General features: G+C 57.8%; 15 protein-coding genes and 1 riboswitch. Of the genes, 11 read left to right on the forward strand and 4 right to left on the reverse strand.

Going from position 1 to position 18,157, the window contains the following annotated elements; translation table 11 throughout:
• Positions 1 to 1,449 precede the first annotated feature (1,449 nt).
• Genes KBY88_RS00585 through KBY88_RS00595 form a run of 3 tightly spaced genes read left to right on the forward strand, consistent with a single transcriptional unit; the run spans position 1,450 to position 7,005 of the window.
• A complete protein-coding gene (locus KBY88_RS00585) occupies positions 1,450 to 4,254 on the forward strand; it encodes a glycosyltransferase family protein (protein WP_254937952.1) in 2,805 nt (934 codons plus the stop codon).
• On the forward strand, positions 4,221 to 5,306 hold the full coding sequence (locus KBY88_RS00590; RefSeq protein ID WP_254937953.1) for a polysaccharide pyruvyl transferase family protein: 1,086 nt from the start codon (positions 4,221 to 4,223) through the stop codon (positions 5,304 to 5,306). Before KBY88_RS00585 ends, KBY88_RS00590 begins: the two co-directional genes overlap by 34 nt.
• A complete protein-coding gene (locus tag KBY88_RS00595; protein WP_254937954.1) occupies positions 5,299 to 7,005 on the forward strand; it encodes a polysaccharide pyruvyl transferase family protein in 1,707 nt (568 codons plus the stop codon). Before KBY88_RS00590 ends, KBY88_RS00595 begins: the two co-directional genes overlap by 8 nt.
• Positions 7,006 to 7,285: 280 nt before the next feature.
• Here KBY88_RS00595 and KBY88_RS00600 read toward each other — a convergent pair whose 3' ends face one another.
• Positions 7,286 to 7,480: a hypothetical protein gene (locus tag KBY88_RS00600; protein WP_254937955.1), complete on the reverse strand. Its 195-nt coding sequence runs from the start codon at positions 7,478 to 7,480 to the stop codon at positions 7,286 to 7,288.
• 596 nt (positions 7,481 to 8,076) lie between these two features.
• Positions 8,077 to 9,051, reverse strand: a complete 975-nt coding sequence (locus KBY88_RS00605; RefSeq protein ID WP_254937956.1) for a sugar phosphate isomerase/epimerase family protein — start codon at positions 9,049 to 9,051, stop codon at positions 8,077 to 8,079.
• Between the two features lie 39 nt (positions 9,052 to 9,090).
• Positions 9,091 to 9,212, forward strand: a riboswitch (guanidine-I (ykkC/yxkD leader).
• A gap of 28 nt (positions 9,213 to 9,240) precedes the next feature.
• Here KBY88_RS00605 and speB point away from each other — a divergent pair.
• The 8 genes from speB to KBY88_RS00645 all read left to right on the forward strand — a co-directional run bounded on the left by speB (position 9,241) and on the right by KBY88_RS00645 (position 16,721).
• Positions 9,241 to 10,431 (forward strand): agmatinase, encoded by a 1,191-nt coding sequence (gene speB, locus KBY88_RS00610; protein ID WP_254937957.1) that lies wholly within the window; start codon positions 9,241 to 9,243, stop codon positions 10,429 to 10,431.
• 3 nt (positions 10,432 to 10,434) lie between these two features.
• Positions 10,435 to 10,818, forward strand: coding sequence for a hydrogenase maturation nickel metallochaperone HypA/HybF (locus tag KBY88_RS00615; protein WP_254937958.1), 384 nt, complete (start codon positions 10,435 to 10,437; stop codon positions 10,816 to 10,818).
• 4 nt (positions 10,819 to 10,822) lie between these two features.
• Positions 10,823 to 11,566: a hydrogenase nickel incorporation protein HypB gene (gene hypB, locus KBY88_RS00620; RefSeq protein ID WP_254937959.1), complete on the forward strand. Its 744-nt coding sequence runs from the start codon at positions 10,823 to 10,825 to the stop codon at positions 11,564 to 11,566.
• The gene (glnT, locus tag KBY88_RS00625) at positions 11,563 to 12,909 is read left to right on the forward strand and encodes a type III glutamate--ammonia ligase (RefSeq protein ID WP_254937960.1); all 1,347 of its coding nucleotides are present in this window, start codon (positions 11,563 to 11,565) and stop codon (positions 12,907 to 12,909) included. The genes hypB and glnT overlap by 4 nt, the downstream gene beginning before the upstream one ends.
• A gap of 55 nt (positions 12,910 to 12,964) precedes the next feature.
• On the forward strand, positions 12,965 to 13,981 hold the full coding sequence (locus KBY88_RS00630) for an ABC transporter substrate-binding protein (protein WP_254937961.1): 1,017 nt from the start codon (positions 12,965 to 12,967) through the stop codon (positions 13,979 to 13,981).
• A gap of 74 nt (positions 13,982 to 14,055) precedes the next feature.
• The gene (locus KBY88_RS00635) at positions 14,056 to 14,778 is read left to right on the forward strand and encodes an ABC transporter permease (protein ID WP_254937962.1); all 723 of its coding nucleotides are present in this window, start codon (positions 14,056 to 14,058) and stop codon (positions 14,776 to 14,778) included.
• Positions 14,779 to 14,793: 15 nt separating this feature from the next.
• Positions 14,794 to 15,561, forward strand: coding sequence for an ABC transporter ATP-binding protein (locus KBY88_RS00640; protein ID WP_254937963.1), 768 nt, complete (start codon positions 14,794 to 14,796; stop codon positions 15,559 to 15,561).
• Entirely contained in the window at positions 15,561 to 16,721 is a 1,161-nt protein-coding gene (locus KBY88_RS00645; protein WP_254937964.1) for an aromatic ring-hydroxylating oxygenase subunit alpha, read from the forward strand. Before KBY88_RS00640 ends, KBY88_RS00645 begins: the two co-directional genes overlap by 1 nt.
• On the opposite strand, the gene KBY88_RS00650 is transcribed toward KBY88_RS00645, so the two are convergent.
• Entirely contained in the window at positions 16,697 to 16,879 is a 183-nt protein-coding gene (locus tag KBY88_RS00650; RefSeq protein WP_254937965.1) for a hypothetical protein, read from the reverse strand. The two genes, KBY88_RS00645 and KBY88_RS00650, sit on opposite strands and share 25 nt — an antisense overlap.
• 32 nt (positions 16,880 to 16,911) lie before the next feature.
• Positions 16,912 to 18,153, reverse strand: coding sequence for an aminotransferase class I/II-fold pyridoxal phosphate-dependent enzyme (locus KBY88_RS00655; RefSeq protein WP_254937966.1), 1,242 nt, complete (start codon positions 18,151 to 18,153; stop codon positions 16,912 to 16,914).
• Between the last annotated feature and the right edge of the window lie 4 nt (positions 18,154 to 18,157).

Genomic DNA, 18,157 nt, shown 5'->3' on the forward strand with positions numbered 1-18,157 from the left:
CATTTCGGGGAGGCACTTTCCCAGCGCGTCAGCGCAGCTGGGTTCAAGGCATGGAGCCGATAGGTCAGGCTGATTGTTACCGGGCAGGCGTGACCACACATCCGCCCATATGACCACTCACTTCCGGCAAGCTCAACAACTCTGGCCTTAGGTGTCAGATGTCAGAGAAGGCATGCGCCATCACCAAGGCCCGCTGACTCAAGTGTGACCTGGGCAATGCTGAAGGAAGCGGCCGGAGACTTCAGGCAGATTCTCCACCGGGCGTGGGCTCAATCAAGCCCCCTCATTGTCTCGCTTTCGCCTTTCAGCTGATCATGATCGGTGGCACCCATGTGGATCAGAATGATCGTACGCTCAAAGACAATGGCTGCCGCAGCGGAGGTCCGAGGGCGTTGGTCAGCATCCTCTGGTGGTGGAGGGCTGGCGGCGCCAGATTCAGCAGGCACCGGCAACGGCTCAGAAGTCCGTTCCCTGCACCCATGAGCAGGTATCGAGCCGGGGAAGGGTCCCTCGTGGCCTGAGGCATGGTGGATCACCGGCATGACCATGACCGGGTCGAGGCCTGGGGCGCGCGAGACGGTCGTGGATGAAGGGAGGAAAGCTTCTCATCGAGCTCATCCCATGCGATCAGCCTCGGCAGGTTGACTTGCGACGGTCGTTGATTCAACTTTCCGGCGTCAGGGGCATGACCTGCAATACAAATGTTCCATCTCAAGTACGACAACAGGTAGACCACCCCACCCCCGCTGCCAGCGGGTAGCTTCTTTGGGCTAAGTTCAGATTTGTTTGCCCTAGCGGTCATTCAGGGGTCAAGCTGGAGGTTTGAGCGCAGGTGCCATCGTTTGAGACTGGTACAGTGAAGGCAAGCAGAAAAGCTGGATCCCGATTCGACCCCCTGACCACTGGATCAGTGGCAGGTCCTATGGATCTGCCGTCATCTTTCCCATGAGCCATGAAAACCATCCAAAAGCTAATGCCATCATTGAATGAGTGAAGGGATTTGCGCTGCTGATGACAGTCCTGTGCGAGGCACGCTTGACCAACCACTTTCAGAATGCGACGCTGACTGCGCTCAGCATGCATCACGTTTGGTTTGTGGCCGAGAGGTTGATGTTTTCCTACTGTCTTTGAACCGGGCGATCAGCCTACGAATTTGCGTTAATTGCTATGTTCATTAGAGTTGAGCAATTCCACTGTAACAGACATAGGGAAGAGTGCTCTCCTTGCGGAAGGAGATATTGAATTAAGATTCTGATCCCAGGACATTAATTGACAAACGGAGAAAGCTAGTCAAGTCGCTCCTAGGCCAACCACATGGCGAATCGATCGAGCCCCTCTAAAGGTGGCTCAAGGGGTTTTGAGCATGCTTTCAGTGGTGACGAAAACATCGGGAAACTGAAACCTCAAGCAATGCTAAGCTGGCCAAGATCATAGCGCAGTGGAACCAAGATGAAGTATGCCTTCTATGTACCTAGCCTTCACCATGCATGTGGTATTGCTCGATACAGTTGCTATGCTTCAGACGCACTAGCCGAAAGGGGGCACGAGTCAAGGGTGCTCGGAACTCTTGAAGATTTGATTTCATATGCGAGCTTATCTGCCACCACAGTTTTCGTCCAGCATGAGTACGGCCTGTTCGAAGGCAACAAGGCCGTACACGAATCACCATCTACAACTGAAGTAATTAATGCACTGAAGCATGTATTAGATCTTGACACGGCCAGCAGAGCTGCGTTCGTATTGCACACATTGGCCGTGAAAGATCATGTTTTGTCATGTGTCAACAAGCAAATTCTCACCAGTGGCATACCTACCGCATGCCTTAACAAGCTTGGGGCTTCTATTTACTCGCTGAATCATATAGAGCATGGTTGCAGTGATTTGCGCCAGTTCGTCAGTTCAATTCGGGAATCTAAAACACAAGCAGAGATAAAGCATCAATTCAGCGTTGGAGCCTTTGGCTTATTGTCTCCAAACAAGAAAGTTGAGGAACTTATTGACATTTGTGCCGAAGCCGGTGTGCCACTCGTTGCGAGCTTGGCAACCTCTGACAAAGCCTACGCAACTGCCATAAAAAGACATGCTAAAAATCAAGGGTGTGACTTAACATTGCACACATCTTTTGCAGACGAAAAAACAATATTGCAACGACTTGCATTGGTTGATTGCTGCCTGTGCCTGCAAGACGAGATTGAGCATTACGCTACGTCAGGATCAATTAGATTTTTGATGAATCTAGGTGTGCCGATTGTCAACTCTGCTGGTAAGCAGTTTGCAGACGTCTCTAGCCATACACTGTCAGTTGCAAACGCCAAGGAGGCCGCAAGCACGCTGAAAACACTTCAGCTCAATCAAAAATTTTATAAAACATGCTGCGATAATGTCAAAAGTTTCATGGATTCGAATCTCATTGGAGATGTTTATTTACAGTTCAGCGAAGTTCTGAGTAAAGATAAAGCCAAGCTCGCTCAATATAGTTTCTTGGTAACTGGCCATAAGGAGATCCAAGCCAACAAGCATCCATATGTCATAAACTCAAGCCATACTAGTGACAATTCAGGTGATAATAGTAAAACGTATGCTTTTGCGCTCAGCTCTCATAATCCATCCCTTGACAAGGTGTCTCGGGCAACCTTGATCAAGGGCGTCTGTAATCCCCTATGGAAACTAGAAGCAACCCCACTAGAAGAGGAAATTCCAAGGTGGCTATTGTCTTCGCTGAGGGACATGCATTACTATACAGGTATAATTTTAAAATCTCATTCTGGAACAAGTCAGTTTCAAGATTTGTACTATGATATCAATGACGAACTGACCAGAAAATGTAACAGCATTGAAATAATCGGTGACATTCTCTCTGCGACAGGTGCATCTGTCAATGCCGATCATATTGAGCAAGCCATATCTCTTAAGCTTGGGATATTTAAAGAGCTTTTCAGTAAGAGGCCTCAAGCCTCTCTTTATCACAGCCTTTGTACTTCTTGGTTTATTGATGAGCACAGGCTACCTCATTATTTCAAAATCATGCATCCTGCCTTGCAGTATGGTGATTCCGATGTTTTAGGTGTTTTCGAAAATGATAATGGAAAGTTCTATTGGAATAAAATTAGCAATCTGGAGCAAGTTGCCGCTCACTTGATGACAGCTGATGGGGTGAAATGCTCTGATCTTTATGAAGACATCGGAACGACGAACAAATGGGTAGAAAGAAATGTCTTTTTTATTGAGGAGTTTCTAAGCCTAGACCCTGTCAACGTGGTTAAGTCTGTAAAACTTGCATTTTCAAAAGAAGAGCTAAGTAAAGACAACGAAAATGAATGGGCAAGTTCAATATCTAACAATGATACGATGATCAATAGACTTATATTTGTTGTGGAAAACTACTTGCATGCGGTTCATTTTGACAACTCTAATATTCTTTTGCTGGCCTCGTATTCATCGCCACTATTGGCCATTCGTGAGTATCAAAAAGCTCAAACTAGTTTCTCGAAAATAGTTAAGTATGCGGTCAAGACCATGCCACAAGTCAAGCCGCGTCATGTTACCATTGGCGATAGCGGTCTTGGTATTGCAATTGGCAAATTAATAACAATTCTTTCTCAACAGCATGCCAATTACCATCCAAATGAGGAAGGTATCAGCCTGGGAGAGCAGTTGGATCATGCCGTTGATTTCATCGCTGGCGATACGAGTAGCGACAACCGCTGGACTCAGTCGACACCTGTATCATCTCTATTAAGGGCTTTCTCGTCAAGTCTTTTTGATGGCAATGAATCCAGTGGTTTCACTCAAGTTGATGAAGTTTTTTATAGTAAGCTGATTCATCTTAGATCACTTCCAGAAGTTGTAGCCCTTGAATCACAGCCTACTAATCCGAGAAAATACAGTAGAATTAAGCAGAATTTATCAAGGCAAGGCCCTGGTTCTATGGGTTATACTTCACCCTCTCAAAACTCGAACTCTGCCAGAAGCCTGCGAAGGGAGCAGTCAGGCAATAAAGAGAGTCAATCAAACTTTGATTCGGATCCAGATTCGATTCAAGACGATAGAACCGTCAAAAGAGTCAAGACTAGGCTGCTAAAGTTGCTTTCTAACTTTAACAACAAAAATGGTGAGCACATGTCAAATTTTGATGAAGCATCGTATTTAGAACGATATCCCGATGTTCTCGAATCAGTAAAGCGGGGTGAGTTCCAAAGTGGATATGATCACTATTTAAAATGTGGATTCAGGGAAAGGAGGGAAACGAAATGACTACAAGAAAAAAGGTTGTACTTCTTGGTTTTTTTGGGAGAGGCAATGCTGGAGATGAAGCTTTTCTTCATGTACAGTATCAGCTCTTTTCTAAGGATTTTGACATATGCATCGTCATTGAACAGAAGGGAGCTTATCCAGGCTTTTCAACCTGGGATCCATACAATCAGTGTGAGATCTGGAGTTTTGATGATGTCAATAGACTCTATTCTAAAGACATTGCATTTCTCCACATTGGGGGAGGCTCACTTCCTTTTGCCTATGCCGGCCATTTTATCTTATCGGCATTTGACTATGGAATACCAGTCTTAATGTCAGGCATCGATGCATCTATAAAACCAAAGTCGGCGGATGATGATATTAAGAAGGTAATTTATTCTAGACTTGCGTTTATGTCAGTGAGAACAGATAAATCATATTCAAACCTGAGCAAGCATTCAGGGAATCTTAACATACATCACGGTGCTGATTGGGCATTGGGGCTGTCAAGAGCCGATACGGGTATCTCAGATGTCGACATTGTTGTTACTACAAGAGGCTTTTCAGAGCCATCTAGTATTCATCAGACAAACAGATCTGACTTTGAGCATTTTCTCACTTCTAACGGACGGAGAATTACCTGGCTTCCTTTCGCCCCTGATGATAGAAGATTTCTTTTGGAAACCGGTGTGGATGATCAGGATATTCTTAATCTTTGGCATGATCCTCGTCAAGTTCTCGATGTCATTTGTAAATCTAAGCTTACAGTTAGCATAGGAAGATTGCATACTTTAATTTTTGCCTCCATGTCTAACATCCCATGCGTGGCGATTGATCCGTTCATCGTGCATGATGGCAAGCATATTCCCAATCGCAAGAACATGTTTTTCTGCAAAGAGCACGGGATTCCTTTTTATAATTCAATTCGCAACTTTATCGATGAGTTTAATCTTGAGGATATTGGCGCTAATAATCTTCCTGGTGGATTCACGCAAGGCTATCTCGATAGATTTGGCAGCATGATAGAGAGGCTTAGTTCTTATGGTCAACCCTTGGTAACCATCGATGATTGATTATACACGCTGGTCGTCTTTATTCAATAATCCTGATTGGAATTCTAGAGCAGATACGATTCTTCCATTCATACCCGATGGCAATAGCGTTATCGACATTGGTTGTGGCACTCAATACTTAAGAAGTTGCTTCCCGAGTGATAAGTACTTCGGCGTTGACATCGTCGAACGACCCAATTGTATTTTTATAGACAGTCTAGACGATATTTTGTTCCCGCTTGACATAACATGCGGCCCTAAAACATATATATTGCTTGGAGTTTTGGAATACCTTTTGAGGCCTGTTGATCTTTTAAAGCATTTGCTTTTGTCTGGCGACCAAGTAATATTTAGCTACACGCCTATCGATTTAGTGGAAGATCTTCAAGAGAGGCAATCAAATGGATGGGCTTCTCATTTGGCATGGGAGGAGCTTATCGCTGAGATCCCAGGTGATTGTATTCAACAATCTTTTCAGCATAATCAACAAAGGATAATCGTTGCCCAATCTCCTTGTGCTTTGAGTTCTATGGTTGGGCAGGATGCTGAGTTTGGAGCCATCTTGTCTGCAGAATCTAGCAAGCTAGATGCTGCCGCTCCTTCAAGTCATAAAGATGATTCCATTGAGGATGGATCTACCCTGTTACGCACGTCCGGATTGACAAAAGGGCGAGAATCAATTGTCGTTACTGGCTTTTTTGGAAGAGGTAATATTGGTGACGAGGCAATGCTTCAGGTTATTTTTGAAGCATTTCACCACGAGTATAATGTTGTTATTTCAGCTGATCTTAATGGAGCACGGAGTGGATTTTGGGATTGGTACCCGTACTCTAGTTGTGAAATCATTCATCACGGTGACTTAAAGGCGCTTACCGATCCTTCCGTTTGCGGTTTTATTACTGGTGGTGGAGCCCTGCCTTTGGGATTCGCGAGTTCTCAGAAAACTATTGCCTCTGCTTTGTCGAAGCCTACCTTCCTTGCTGGAGTAGATGATACTATTTACTTTTTAAAGGGTGATTCGTTTGATGAAAACTTTGCATCTTCTTATCTTTCGTCTTACTCCTACTTCTCTACCCGGTCAACGAGAAGTTTTGAACGAATTAAGCCCATAGCTCATAATGCAAGACTGGGATCTGACTGGGCCTGGGGGCTTAAGCCGGATGAGCGTGATATGGAACAATCAGATTATATATGTCTTGTCATTCGTGAAATGCCAAAGTCGTATATTGATCACGTTCTGATTGACTCTTATCAAAGATTGCTCGGTTATTTGAGGGGCTTGGGCGTGCGACTTGTTCTCATGCCCTTTTGTCCAGAGGACGAGCTATTTGTGCAATCAATAAGCGCGTTCGAAGAGGTCGAGGTTTTTCGCTGTTGGTGGAATCCTCGGCTTGCGCTGCAGTTTATTTCTCTGAGTAGCGCCCTTGTCAGCGTAGGCAGGCTACATCCAATTGTTTTTGCGTCAAAATCAAACATTCCAGTCATTGCGATTGACTATGACTTTGCGCATATGGATGCCTCTTTTGAGCCTGATCCCAAAATCTTAGACTTGTGCACTGAGTTTATGATCCCGTATTATTCATCTATACCTAGCTTCCTCTCCTCTGCACATTCATTAGAGTTTCCTTTTCCAAGAGAAGACACGACTCATGTCAATCATGGCTATGATTTAAGATATCAATCCCAGTTGAGCGACATCGCTGAGATCATACGTCGCTAACTTTCCCGATTATGGGTTCGCAGAATGACCGGATCAACTCTGTGCAAATAGGGCAGCTGTCTAAACTGTGATCTGAGCTCAACAGGGGCGGAGCACTTCCCTGCTCTCCAGTGTCCCGATTGAGGAGCGCGTCCCAGCCAGCCATCCGCTGTCGCCTCCGAAAGGGCATTTCCCCTCCGCCTGAGCTCCTGTTTGAGCCGTTTGATGTCACGCCGGCCCTGGGCATGGAGCCGTTCGAGCTCCTTCCGCTCTCATGCTCGCCACACTCGCCGGGCTGCGTCTACATGGTGAATACTGGCTTCTCGTTGGCATTCAGGGACGCCTGCCGCCATCGATCCTCCTGCTCGGGCGAGAGACCTTGCTCGCGGCAGTTGGCGCTGAGTTCGCCGGCTTTCAACCCAGTGGTTTCCGGCGCCACCGTGACCGTGTCGGTGGCTCCCCAGCCCTCAGGATCCTTCTCGGAGGCCTGCACCACCTCTGCCTGCAACCGCCAGGGCTTTCTCGAGTTTTAGAGGGTGAAAACGGGGATGCCCAGCTCTGCTGAAATCGGGGGCATGCTTGGCCTGTGGGGCGAGATCATCCGCCCCGCAACAGCTTTGACAGCCTCGCTGTAACGCCGCATGGATCTGGTCCATCAAGCCCCCTGGTGAAACGTTGCCAGGGATGGAGAGGCGCCATCTTTCCTGGCAGAGGGTGGCACAGCATCCTTGGCCGGAAACGCCCCCGCAGGAGCGGTTGTTGAGGGCGGCGGTGTCGACAGCCTGAGGGTCACCTTTAGAACTCCTGGCTTTTTGGTCATTCATGACGCTGAAATGCCAGTTGCTTTGTTACGTCTTGGCCGGTCTCAATATGCGGCACGTTCCTGACGCACGTGGCCCACCACTGCTGCAAGGTCTTGTGTGAAGTCAGTTCGTTTTCCTGAAGGTGGAGGGTTGGATTTGTACGTTTTCCATGAATCGAGAACGACCGGATTCAGATGATGATCAGGTTTCCGAGGGAAACGTGTGCGGCTCAGCGGTCCCAGGACTGCTGGTTTTGTGACTAGCTGCACGCGCCAACCCAGCCACCCACTCATCCCAGCAGCTCCCGTACCCACCTCGCCATTGCCCGGTTGACTTCGCCGAGATCCGCCACCGGCTGATTCGTGAACGGCAGTGTCGGCAGGTAGCCATCGGGGCCGAATTCGGGCGTCACCGTCAGTGCCCCGCGGTCCTGGGCATGGTGGCGTTCGGCGAACAATGCCCAGCACGCGCCGTGGGCCTCCAGGGCTTCGTGGTGCTCGGGCGCAAACGGGTGGCTCACCTGGGGCCCCTGGGACCAGCCCACCCGCGCATGGATGTGATCGACGCGGCTGGCCATGGCCTGGATCGGCGCCAGTTCCGGGGTCATCAGCCGCTCGGCCAGCACGCACCAGTGGCTCAGGTCTGCCGTGAGCCGAAGGGCTGGGAACGCTTCCAGGGTGCGAGCGATACCCCAGGGGTTCGCCAGGCAACGGGAGCGGTGGGTCTCAAAGCTCACGTTCAAGCCGTATCGCTCCACCAGCCCCAGGGCGCGGCCCCAGAAGCGCTGCTGCTCCACCCATCCCCAGCTGTCGCTGCCTGTGATCACATTCACCTTCAAAGGCTGCAAGACCAGTGCCTCGGCCAGCAAGCCATCGAGCTCCTCCAGGTGCTGGTCGGTGGTGCGACCCAGATCGGGCACGTAAGCGCCCCCTGTGACCAACTCCAGGATCAGCGTTCGCTCCGCTTTCTCCAGGGCCGATCGCACCGCCAGGGCCTTGAGGCCCTCCAAGGCGCTGTGGCGCAGGTTCAGCTCCATTCCGTCGAAACCCTCCGCGCGCGAACGGTCGATCGCCTCGGCCAGGGAACCCTCAAAACCCCAGAGGGTCTGCAGGATCAGCGGCGCGGCTCCGGGTCCGTCACGTTCAGGGGAGCCGGCCAACGTGGTGTGGTGGGGAAACTCAGCCAGAAAGGCGGCTTCGTCGGTGCTGCCCATCAGCTCCTGGGGGCCCAGTCCGTCTGTATCGCCCGACTCGGTAACAGTCATCACAACTCCGCCCAGCGGCAAGGGGGAGCATGGCGCAGCGGATGAAGTTTCTAGGGTTCCGGTTGCGAATTGGTTGCCTTGGCCGCCCCTTCGCCACGTCTGGTCCGAGAGAAACACGCCGGGTTCGCCCGGTGGCACGGAGGGATAAAAGCCCGGGAGACCGCCTCGCCCCCATCCGTGAACCCGGTCATGACAGAGATTTCAGGCCCCGAAGGGGCCTTTGAGCGCCCCCGTCTGAGCCAGGGCGCCGAAGCGCTCGAAAAGGAAGCCCGCCTGCCGCTCACGGGCTGGCAGCAGGAGGTGGATCAGGGCCTGCGCTACGGCCTGGAGGCGGCCGAGAGCATCGTCGATCGGCGCATCTCCACCTTTTCGCGCGGTGAACTGCCCCATTACGCGGGCATCAACACCTTCATGAAGGCGCCCTACATCGAGGACGTCCACCGGGTCGGCGAGTTCGACGTGGCGATCGTCGGCGTGCCCCACGACTGCGGCACCACCTACCGCCCCGGCACGCGCTTCGGGCCCCAGGGCATCCGCCGCATCTCCGCCCTTTACACCCCCTACAACTACGAGATGGGGGTCGACCTGCGGGAGTCGATCAAGCTCTGCGATGTCGGCGATATCTTCACCATCCCCGCCAACAACGAAAAGTCCTTCGATCAGATCTCCAAGGGAGTCGCCCACGTCTTCGCCAGTGGCGCCTTTCCGATCATCCTCGGCGGCGACCACTCGATCGGCTTCCCCACCGTGCGCGGGGTCTGCCGCCACCTGGGCGACAAGAAGGTGGGCATCATCCATTTCGATCGTCACGTCGATACCCAGGAGATCGACCTCGACGAGCGCATGCACACCTGCCCCTGGTTCCATGCCACCAACATGGCCAACGCCCCGGCCAAGAACCTGGTGCAGCTGGGCATCGGTGGCTGGCAGGTGCCCCGGGAGGGGGTGAAGGTCTGCCGGGAGCGGGGCACCAACGTGCTCACCGTCACCGACATCTGCGACATGGGCCTCGAGGCGGCCGCGAAGTTCGCGATCGAGCGCGCCACCGACGGCACCGACTGCGTCTGGATCTCCTTCGACATCGACTGCATCGACGCCGGCTTCGTACCCGGCACCGGCTGGCCCGAGCCCGGCGGCCTGCTGCCGCGCGAAGCGCTCAAGCTACTGGAGCTGATCGTGCGCAACGTGCCCGTCTGCGGCATTGAGGTGGTGGAGGTCTCCCCTCCCTACGACGTCAGCGACATGACCTCGCTGATGGCCACCCGCGTGATCTGCGATGTGATGGCCCATCTGGTGGTGAGCGGCCAGCTGCCCCGCAAGGAGAAGCCCGCCTGGCTGCATGAGACCTGCAACATGCAGGTCGATCAGAAGTGGAGATGAGCCATGCACGAAGTCGACATGACCAAGTGCCTGCTGCTCTCCCTCAACGAGTGGAAAGCCCAGCACCAGCCCAACGAGCCTGAAGTGAGCGTGGTGCACCTGGAGGTGGGCACCTTCACCTGCGTCGAACCCGATGCCTTGGTGTTCACCTTTGGGGCGGCGGTGCAGGGGAGCTGGCTGGCTGGCAGCGAGCTGCGCATCGAAACCGTGCCCCTGCGCGCCCGTTGTGTGCGCTGCGAGTCGATCTACATCCCCGAGCAAGAGAACGCCTACCGCTCCCCCTGCTGCGATCACCCGATGGAGGAGATCGTCTCGGGGCGTGAATTGCGCATCCGCTCCATTGACTACGTCTTCAGCAATCAAGCCCTCCCTGTTCTCTCGCCCTGATCCCATGCATAGGCCCCTGGAAGACACACTCGGCATCAACCTGCTGGCCGCCAACCAGCACCGGGCCGAGCACAACCGCGAGCACTTCGACGCCTGGCGCCTGCTCTGCATCAACGTGATGAGCAGCCCCGGCGCCGGTAAGACCTCGCTGCTGGAGCGCACGATCACCGCCCTGGCCCCGCGCCTGGAGATGGCCGTGCTCGAAGGCGACATGACCACCCAGCTGGATGCCCAGCGCTTGGAGGCCGTCGGCGTGCCCGTAGTGCCGATCACCACCGGCCGCGCCTGCCACCTGGATGCCTCGATGGTGAGCGGCGGCCTCAAGCTGCTGCAGCAGCGCCTCGATCCAGCCGCGTTGGATCTGCTCTGGGTGGAGAACGTCGGCAATCTGGTGTGTCCGGCCGAGTTCGAGGTGGGCGAGCACCTCAAGGTGGCGCTGCTCAGCGTCACCGAGGGCGACGACAAGCCGCTCAAGTACCCGGTGATGTTCCGGGAGGCGGACTGCGTGCTGATCACCAAGATCGACCTGCTTCCCTACCTGCCGGTGCAGGTGGAGCGGTTCGTGGAGCACGTGCAGCAGGTGAACCCGCGGGCCCGGGTGTTCCTGCTTTCGGCCAGCAGCGGCGAAGGCCTGGGCGCCTGGCACCAGTGGCTGCTGGAGCAGGTGGCCGAACGGCAGCTCGCCAGCGACTCCGGTCCCGAGCCCACCACCAATGTCCAGCCCTTCCCCGCCCTGGTGTCCCGATGAGTCATTCCAGCTCCGATCTCAAGGCCGAGCTCTCGGCCAAGGGCGTGCGCTACGCCCTCGCCTCCTTCGTGGATCTGCACGGCGTCAGCAAGGCCAAGGCCGTGCCGTTGGACCACCTGGGCCAGATGCTCGGCGGCTCCGAGCTGTTCACCGGCGCCGCCCTCGATGGCGTTCCCCAGGAGGTGAGCGACGACGAGGTCGCCGCCGTGCCCGACCCCGCCAGCCTCACGGTGCTGCCCTGGAAAAAAGATGTGGCCTGGCTGGCCAGCGACCTGCATCTTGGCGGCACCCCGTTCGAGGCCTGCAGTCGCAACATCCTCAACCGTGTTCGCGCCCAGGGCGCCGCCATGGGGTATCGCTTCAACCTCGGGATCGAAACCGAGTTCTTCGTACTGCGCCAGGGCGCCGATGGCCAGATCGCTCCCTACAGCGATCGCGATGTGCTCGACAAGCCCGCCTACGACGTGGTCGGTCTGCTCGACAACCTCGGCTGGCTCGATGAGCTGGTGAGCGCCATGAACGATCTCGGCTGGGGTGTCTACTCCTTCGACCACGAGGACGGCCCCGGCCAGTTCGAGATCGACTTCAACTACGCCGATGTGCTCACCATGGCCGACCGGCTCACCTTCTTCCGGCTGATGGCCAAGGAGATCGTGCGCCCCCATGGGCTGGTGGCCTCGTTCATGCCCAAGCCGTTCAGCGACCGCACGGGCAGCGGCGCCCACTACAACATGTCCCTGGCCGACCTGAGCAGCGGCGAGAACCTGTTCGTCTGCCCCTCGGGCGCCCCAGCCAGCGTCAGTGATCTGGCCAGGCAGTTCATTGCCGGGGTGCTGCGCCATGCCCCGGCGATCTGCGCCGTGATCGCCCCCACGGTCAACAGCTACAAGCGGCTGGTGGCCCAGGGCTCGATGAGCGGCTTCACCTGGGCGCCGGTGTTCATCTGCTACGGCAACAACAACCGCACCAACATGCTGCGCATACCCTCCCCTGGAGGGCGGGTGGAATGCCGCGCCGCCGACAGCGCCGCCAACCCCTACCTGGGGGGAGCGATGATCCTGGCGGCGGGCCTCGAGGGCATTCGCGAAGGGCTGGATCCAGGCCCCGCCAACCTGGTCAACGCCTACACCTTGAGCCCTGAGCAGCTCGCTGAGCGCGGCATCAACCTGCTGCCGCGCACCCTCGGCGAAGCGATTGAGGCGTTTGCGGCCGATCCGCTCTCCAGAAGCGTGTTCGGTGATGCCATGTTCGAGTCGTTTGTGACTTACAAACGTGAGGAATGGGAGTCGTACCACGGCGCCGTTTCCGAATGGGAACGCAAGCGCTATCTCGAGTTTTTCTAAGCCTGCGACCGCAAACCCTCGAATCGACCAACCACAATCATTACCCCGTATCACCATGAATCGCTCCTCGTTCGCCCGCAGCTCCTCCCGCACACGCCTGGTCGCCTCCGCGCTGGTCACGGCCCTCTCCGCCGGCCTGCTGGTCGGCTGCCAGAAACCCGTCAGCAACGACACTCCCGTGAAGATCGGCTACAGCGCCTGGCCCGGTTGGTTCCCCTGGAAGGTCACCGAAGACAAGAAACTCTTCGAGGCCCAGGGCGTGCCCGTCACCATGCAGTGGTTCGATGGCTACCTGGATTCGATCAACGCCCTCAACGCCGGCCAGCTCGACTGCAACAGCCAGACGCTGAACGACACGATCAGTTCGATTGCCGGCGGTGCCGATCTGCAGGTCGTGCTCCAGAACGACTTCTCCACCGGCAACGACCAGATCATCGCCGCCAAGGAGATCACCACCGTGGCCGGCCTCAAGGGCAAGAAGGTGGCCGCTGAAGAGGGCACCGTCGACCACTTCCTGCTGCTCAAGGTGCTCAAGGACGGTGGCCTTTCCGCCAAGGACATCAGCTTCGTTCCCCTTGAAACGGGCGCCGCCGCCGCCGCCTTCGCCGCCGGCAAGATCGATGCGGCCGGTGTCTACGCCCCCTTCACCACCCAGGCGCTCAAGCGCCCCGGCAGCAAGGCACTCAGCACCTCCAAGGACCACCCCGGCGCCATCAGCGACCTGCTGGTCTGCCGCAAGGAGTTCGTCGCCAAGAACCCCGAAAAGGTCCAGAAGATTGTCAATGCCTGGTTCGCCACCCTCAAGACCATCAAGGACGACCCCGCCGGCACCCTGCCGATCCTGGTGGCGCGCTCCGGTGTGAGTGAAGCTGAATTCAAGGCCTACGACGCCGGCACCACGATCCAGACCCTTGAGGAGAACCGCACCAACTTCAAGCCCGGCACCACCATGACCCACCTGCCCTATGCGGCTGAGCAGATCAGCGCCTTCCTGGTGGAAACGGGCCTGGCCAAGACCACGCCCGATCTGAGCACACTCCTTAACTCCACCTTCGTGGATGCCGCCAAGTGAGTGCCACGGCAACCAGAAGCCGAGACGATACAGGGAGGGTCCGGCAATGGCTGGGCCACCCCTGGTCGCTGGGGGTGATCGGCATCCTCGCCGTGCTGCTGGCCTGGCAGCTCGTCGCCGCCAGCGGCCTTGTGGACAAGCTCTTCCTGCCCAGCCCCGAGGGTGTCTGGAGGGCAGGCAGTGAGCAGTACGCCCGCGGCATCCTGATCAAGGATCTGCTGGCCAGCGTGGGTCGGGTGGGGGCGGGTTTCGCCCTCTCGGCGGCGGTGTCGCTGCCGATCGGCATCGCCATGGGCTGCAGTCGGGTGATCTGCCAGCTGCTGGAGCCGCTGATGGGCCTGATCCGCTACATGCCGGCGCCCGCCTTCATCCCGCTACTGATTATTTATTTCGGCCTGGGCGAAGAACCCAAGGTGCTGCTGATCTTCATCGGCACGGTGTTCTTCAACACCTTGATGATCATGGATTCGGTCAAGTTCGTGCCCTCCGAACTGCGTGAAACGGCCCTCACCCTCGGGGGCCAGGGCTTTCAGATCGTCACGAAGGTGGTGGCCCCGTTCATCGCTCCCCAGGTGATCGACACCTACCGCATCAACATGGCCTCGGCCTGGAACCTGGTGATCGTGGCCGAGCTGGTGGCCGCGAACGAGGGCCTCGGCAAACGCATCTCCCTCGCCCAGCGCTTCCTCAAAACCGATGAAATCTTCCTGGGCCTGATCGTGATCGGCCTGATCGGTCTGGCGATTGATCTGAGCTTCCGGCTGCTGATGCGCCGGGCCTGCCCCTGGGCCAACTGACCCCGACCCCTCCCCATGCACCTCTCGGTATCCGGCGTCAGTAAGACCTTCGGCAGCGGCTCCAAGGCCAAACATGTGCTCGAGGACATCAACCTGGAACTCGACTCGGGCGAGTTCGTCGCCCTGGTGGGCAGTTCAGGTTCAGGCAAATCCACGGTGATGCGCCTGGTGGCCGGCCTGGAGCTCCCCAGCAGCGGCACGATCACCGTGGACGGCCAGCCGGTGAAGGGCCCGGGTTCCGACCGGGGCATGGTGTTCCAGAAGTACAGCCTGTACCCCTGGCTGAGCGCCGCCGAAAACGTGGCCTTCGGCATGCAACTCCAGGGCCGCCCCAAGCGGGAGGTGAACGAGCGCACCGCCTACTTCCTTGAGGTGGTGGGGCTTTCCGATGCCGGTCGGCGCCTGCCTCGGGAGCTCTCCGGCGGCATGCAACAGCGGGTGGCCATCGCCCGGGCCCTGGCGGCCGATCCCAAGGTGCTGCTGCTGGATGAGCCGTTCGGCGCCCTGGATCTACAGATCCGCGAGACGATGCAGGAGTTCCTCTACCAACTCTGGGAGCGCACCGGCCTGACGGCGCTGCTGATCACCCACGACGTGGAGGAGGCGTTGCTGCTGGCCCAACGTGTGCACATCATGGCGCCGAGGCCCGGACGGATCGTGCGCACGGTGGAAGGGAAGCTGGATCGCCGTGATCTGTCGTTCCTGCGCCTTTCTGCGCCGTTTCTGGAACTGCGGGAAGAACTGGCCAACTACCTGCGGGTTCTTGACAGCACCATGGGCTGATGGCTGTTGCCTCGACGTTCAATGGGCAAGCCTTTCTGCCCGCCGCGCTGTACCACTGCCCCGATGTCGCCGAATGGGAGCAGCTCGTCTACGCACGCCGCTTCTGGCATCCGATCGCGCTGGTGTCGGAGTTGCCGCAAGGGGCGGCGCTCAGCCGGGAGCTGCTGGGGGTGGAGCTTGTTCTCACCCACCCGCCGGGGATCGGGCCGAGGGCGTTCCTGAACCAGTGCCCGCACCGGGGCGTGGCCCTGCTGGCGCCAGGGACCTCGATCGCTGCCTGCCGCAAGCTGATCTGCCCCTACCACGGCTGGACCTACGCCCCCGATGGCCGCCTGCTGGCGGCCGCCCGCGAGGGGGAGTTCTGTGCGCCGTTTGAGCGCCGGGACTGGGACCTGAGCCCGATCGACCTGGGGGTGGGCGGCCCCTTCCTGTGGGTGCGCCTCCCCGTACAACCCACGGCGGCCAACGACGGCAACAGTGACAGCCAAGACGATGCGGGGCCGTCTTTGGTGGACCAACTGGATCTGCTGCGGGAGCTGGGGGGCTGGAGTGTCAGCGAGCCAGGATCACCAGCTGCTTCAACGCCAGCGCTTCCGCTCTGGGGCCGCCGCAGGCGCACCCTGGCCTGCAACTGGAAAATCGCCCACGACAACACCCTCGACGACTACCACGTCGCCATTGCCCACCCAACGACGCTGCACCGCCTTCAGGGGCCCGTGAGCGCCTACCGCCACGTCTTCGGCCGCTGGTGCAACCTGCTGGCCACGCCGGTGCCGGGCGCAGGCCTGCCGGCAGGGGAGTTCCTCACCTTTTCGGTGCCCCCCTGGAACCATCTGCTGCTTTGGCCCGATGGCACCACAGCCCTGATCGGCTTCCACCCGGAAGCGATCGATCGCTGTCGTATGGAGCTGACCCTGGCTGGGCCGTCAATGGAATCAGGAGAGAATTCAGCCAGAGCCGAAGCGCAGCTCAATCAAATGACGGCCTTCCTGGAGGAAGACCGCGCCCTGGTGGAATCGGCCCAGCGCGCCTACGCGAGCCCTGGGTTCAAGATCGGTCCAGCCCATGGACTCGAGCGGCGCCTCCTGCACCACCAGGCCCTGTACCGGGAGGTCCTGGGGCGTTCGAGCCTGGGTCAGGCAGCGGCAGGGGCGGGCTGATCCAGCAGGTCGGCCTTGATGTCGAGGTAGGCGGCTTCCTTGAACAGGGCCAGCTTGGCGTCGGCGTTACCCGCGGCCACGGCGGCGCTATAACGCACGCGCAGGGAGTCGATCAGCGCGCTCTGGCGGGCTGCTGAGTTGGTTTGAGCGGTGGCCATCGGGGCAAGAGCGCGAGCTCTCAAGTTCCGTATCAACCATAACAATTCTGTCCAGGGACGCCAGTGGCCGCCGGCCCACCCGCCAGGTGGTGAAGACCGCCCACCAGCCGCGCCAAGGCCTCCTCCAGCTCCGCGCCCTCCAGCACTCCGTAACTGAGCCGGAGGGCGCAGCCCCCCAACCCGAAGCTGCTGCCACTCACCACAGCCACCCGGTGCTCGCGCACCAACCGCTCCATCACCGCATCCGCCGAAAGGACTGTGTCGAGCGCCAAGAGGGCGTAGAAGGCGCCCTCGGGTCGCACCAGCAGGCGCCAGGGAGCACCCGAAACCTCCAGGGCCGCCAGCACCCGTTGCCGCCGCGCCGCCAACCCTTGGATGTGTGAGCGGCACCAGGCGGAGCCAGCTTCCAGGGCCGCCAGGGCCGCCACCTGGGTGAGCCGCGGTGGGCTGATCAGCACCGTGTCCTGCACCTTGGCCAGATCCGCCTGCAGCGAACGCGGCACCACCGCGTAGCCCAGGCGCCAGCCCGCCAGGCCAAAGGCCTTGGAGAACGAGCGCAGGGTCACCGTGTGGGCTCCGCTGCCCGGGGCGCTCCCGGGGCTCCAGTGGCTCCCCTCGCCATAGGTGAACAGGTGGTAGGCCTCATCGTGAAGATGCAACAGGCCGCGCTCGGCGCAGAGCTGGTTGATCGCCTCCAGCACCTGCCGGGGCACCACCGCGCCACTGGGGTTGTTGGGGGAAACGGTGACAATCGCCCGGGTGCGCGGGCTGATCTGCGCCGCCAGGCGCTCGGGATCGAGCGACCCGCCCGGGCTCGGCACCGAAACGGGCACCCCACCGGCCAGACGAACGGCCATCTCATGGTTGAAGTACCAGGGCACGGGCAGCAGCACCTCATCACCCGGATCGAGCAACACCTGCATCAGGGCGTTGAAGGCCATGTTGCTGCCGGCGGTCACCAGCAGCTCACTGCCCGAGAGATCGAAGCCGTCTTCCTCGCGCAGCTGGCGCACGAGCCGCTCCAGCAGTGGCCCATCTCCGGCCATGGGCCCGTAGGCGTCAAGGGCAGGATCGGCGTCTCCGCTCAAGCCAAAAGTCGTTCCCGAATGCGTCAGCGCCCCAGCCACCGCCTCGCGCACCTGGGGGGGTGGGCCCCAGCTCACCATCCCCTGGCCAAGCGAGAGGGTTCCGGGGGTCGCCCGGGTGAGGGCGGCCAGCGCTGGTATCACCGGGGTCTGCACGGCCCTCAGCCGCCGGGCGGGTCGGGTGCTCATGGCT

The sequence above is a fragment of the Cyanobium sp. Morenito 9A2 genome (assembly GCF_024345575.1).
GTDB lineage: Bacteria > Cyanobacteriota > Cyanobacteriia > PCC-6307 > Cyanobiaceae > ATX-6F1.

Bases quoted from the DNA above. Each gene is read 5' to 3' on its own strand.
- KBY88_RS00585 (WP_254937952.1), top strand. From the start codon at position 1,450: ATGAAGTATGCCTTCTATGTACCTAGCCTTCACCATGCATGTGGTATT.
- KBY88_RS00590 (WP_254937953.1), top strand. From the start codon at position 4,221: ATGTGGATTCAGGGAAAGGAGGGAAACGAAATGACTACAAGAAAAAAG.
- KBY88_RS00595 (WP_254937954.1), top strand. From the start codon at position 5,299: ATGATTGATTATACACGCTGGTCGTCTTTATTCAATAATCCTGATTGG.
- KBY88_RS00605 (WP_254937956.1), bottom strand. From the start codon at position 9,051: ATGACTGTTACCGAGTCGGGCGATACAGACGGACTGGGCCCCCAGGAG.
- speB (WP_254937957.1), top strand. From the start codon at position 9,241: ATGACAGAGATTTCAGGCCCCGAAGGGGCCTTTGAGCGCCCCCGTCTG.
- KBY88_RS00615 (WP_254937958.1), top strand. From the start codon at position 10,435: ATGCACGAAGTCGACATGACCAAGTGCCTGCTGCTCTCCCTCAACGAG.
- hypB (WP_254937959.1), top strand. From the start codon at position 10,823: ATGCATAGGCCCCTGGAAGACACACTCGGCATCAACCTGCTGGCCGCC.
- glnT (WP_254937960.1), top strand. From the start codon at position 11,563: ATGAGTCATTCCAGCTCCGATCTCAAGGCCGAGCTCTCGGCCAAGGGC.
- KBY88_RS00630 (WP_254937961.1), top strand. From the start codon at position 12,965: ATGAATCGCTCCTCGTTCGCCCGCAGCTCCTCCCGCACACGCCTGGTC.
- KBY88_RS00640 (WP_254937963.1), top strand. From the start codon at position 14,794: ATGCACCTCTCGGTATCCGGCGTCAGTAAGACCTTCGGCAGCGGCTCC.
- KBY88_RS00645 (WP_254937964.1), top strand. From the start codon at position 15,561: ATGGCTGTTGCCTCGACGTTCAATGGGCAAGCCTTTCTGCCCGCCGCG.
- KBY88_RS00650 (WP_254937965.1), bottom strand. From the start codon at position 16,879: ATGGCCACCGCTCAAACCAACTCAGCAGCCCGCCAGAGCGCGCTGATC.
- KBY88_RS00655 (WP_254937966.1), bottom strand. From the start codon at position 18,153: ATGAGCACCCGACCCGCCCGGCGGCTGAGGGCCGTGCAGACCCCGGTG.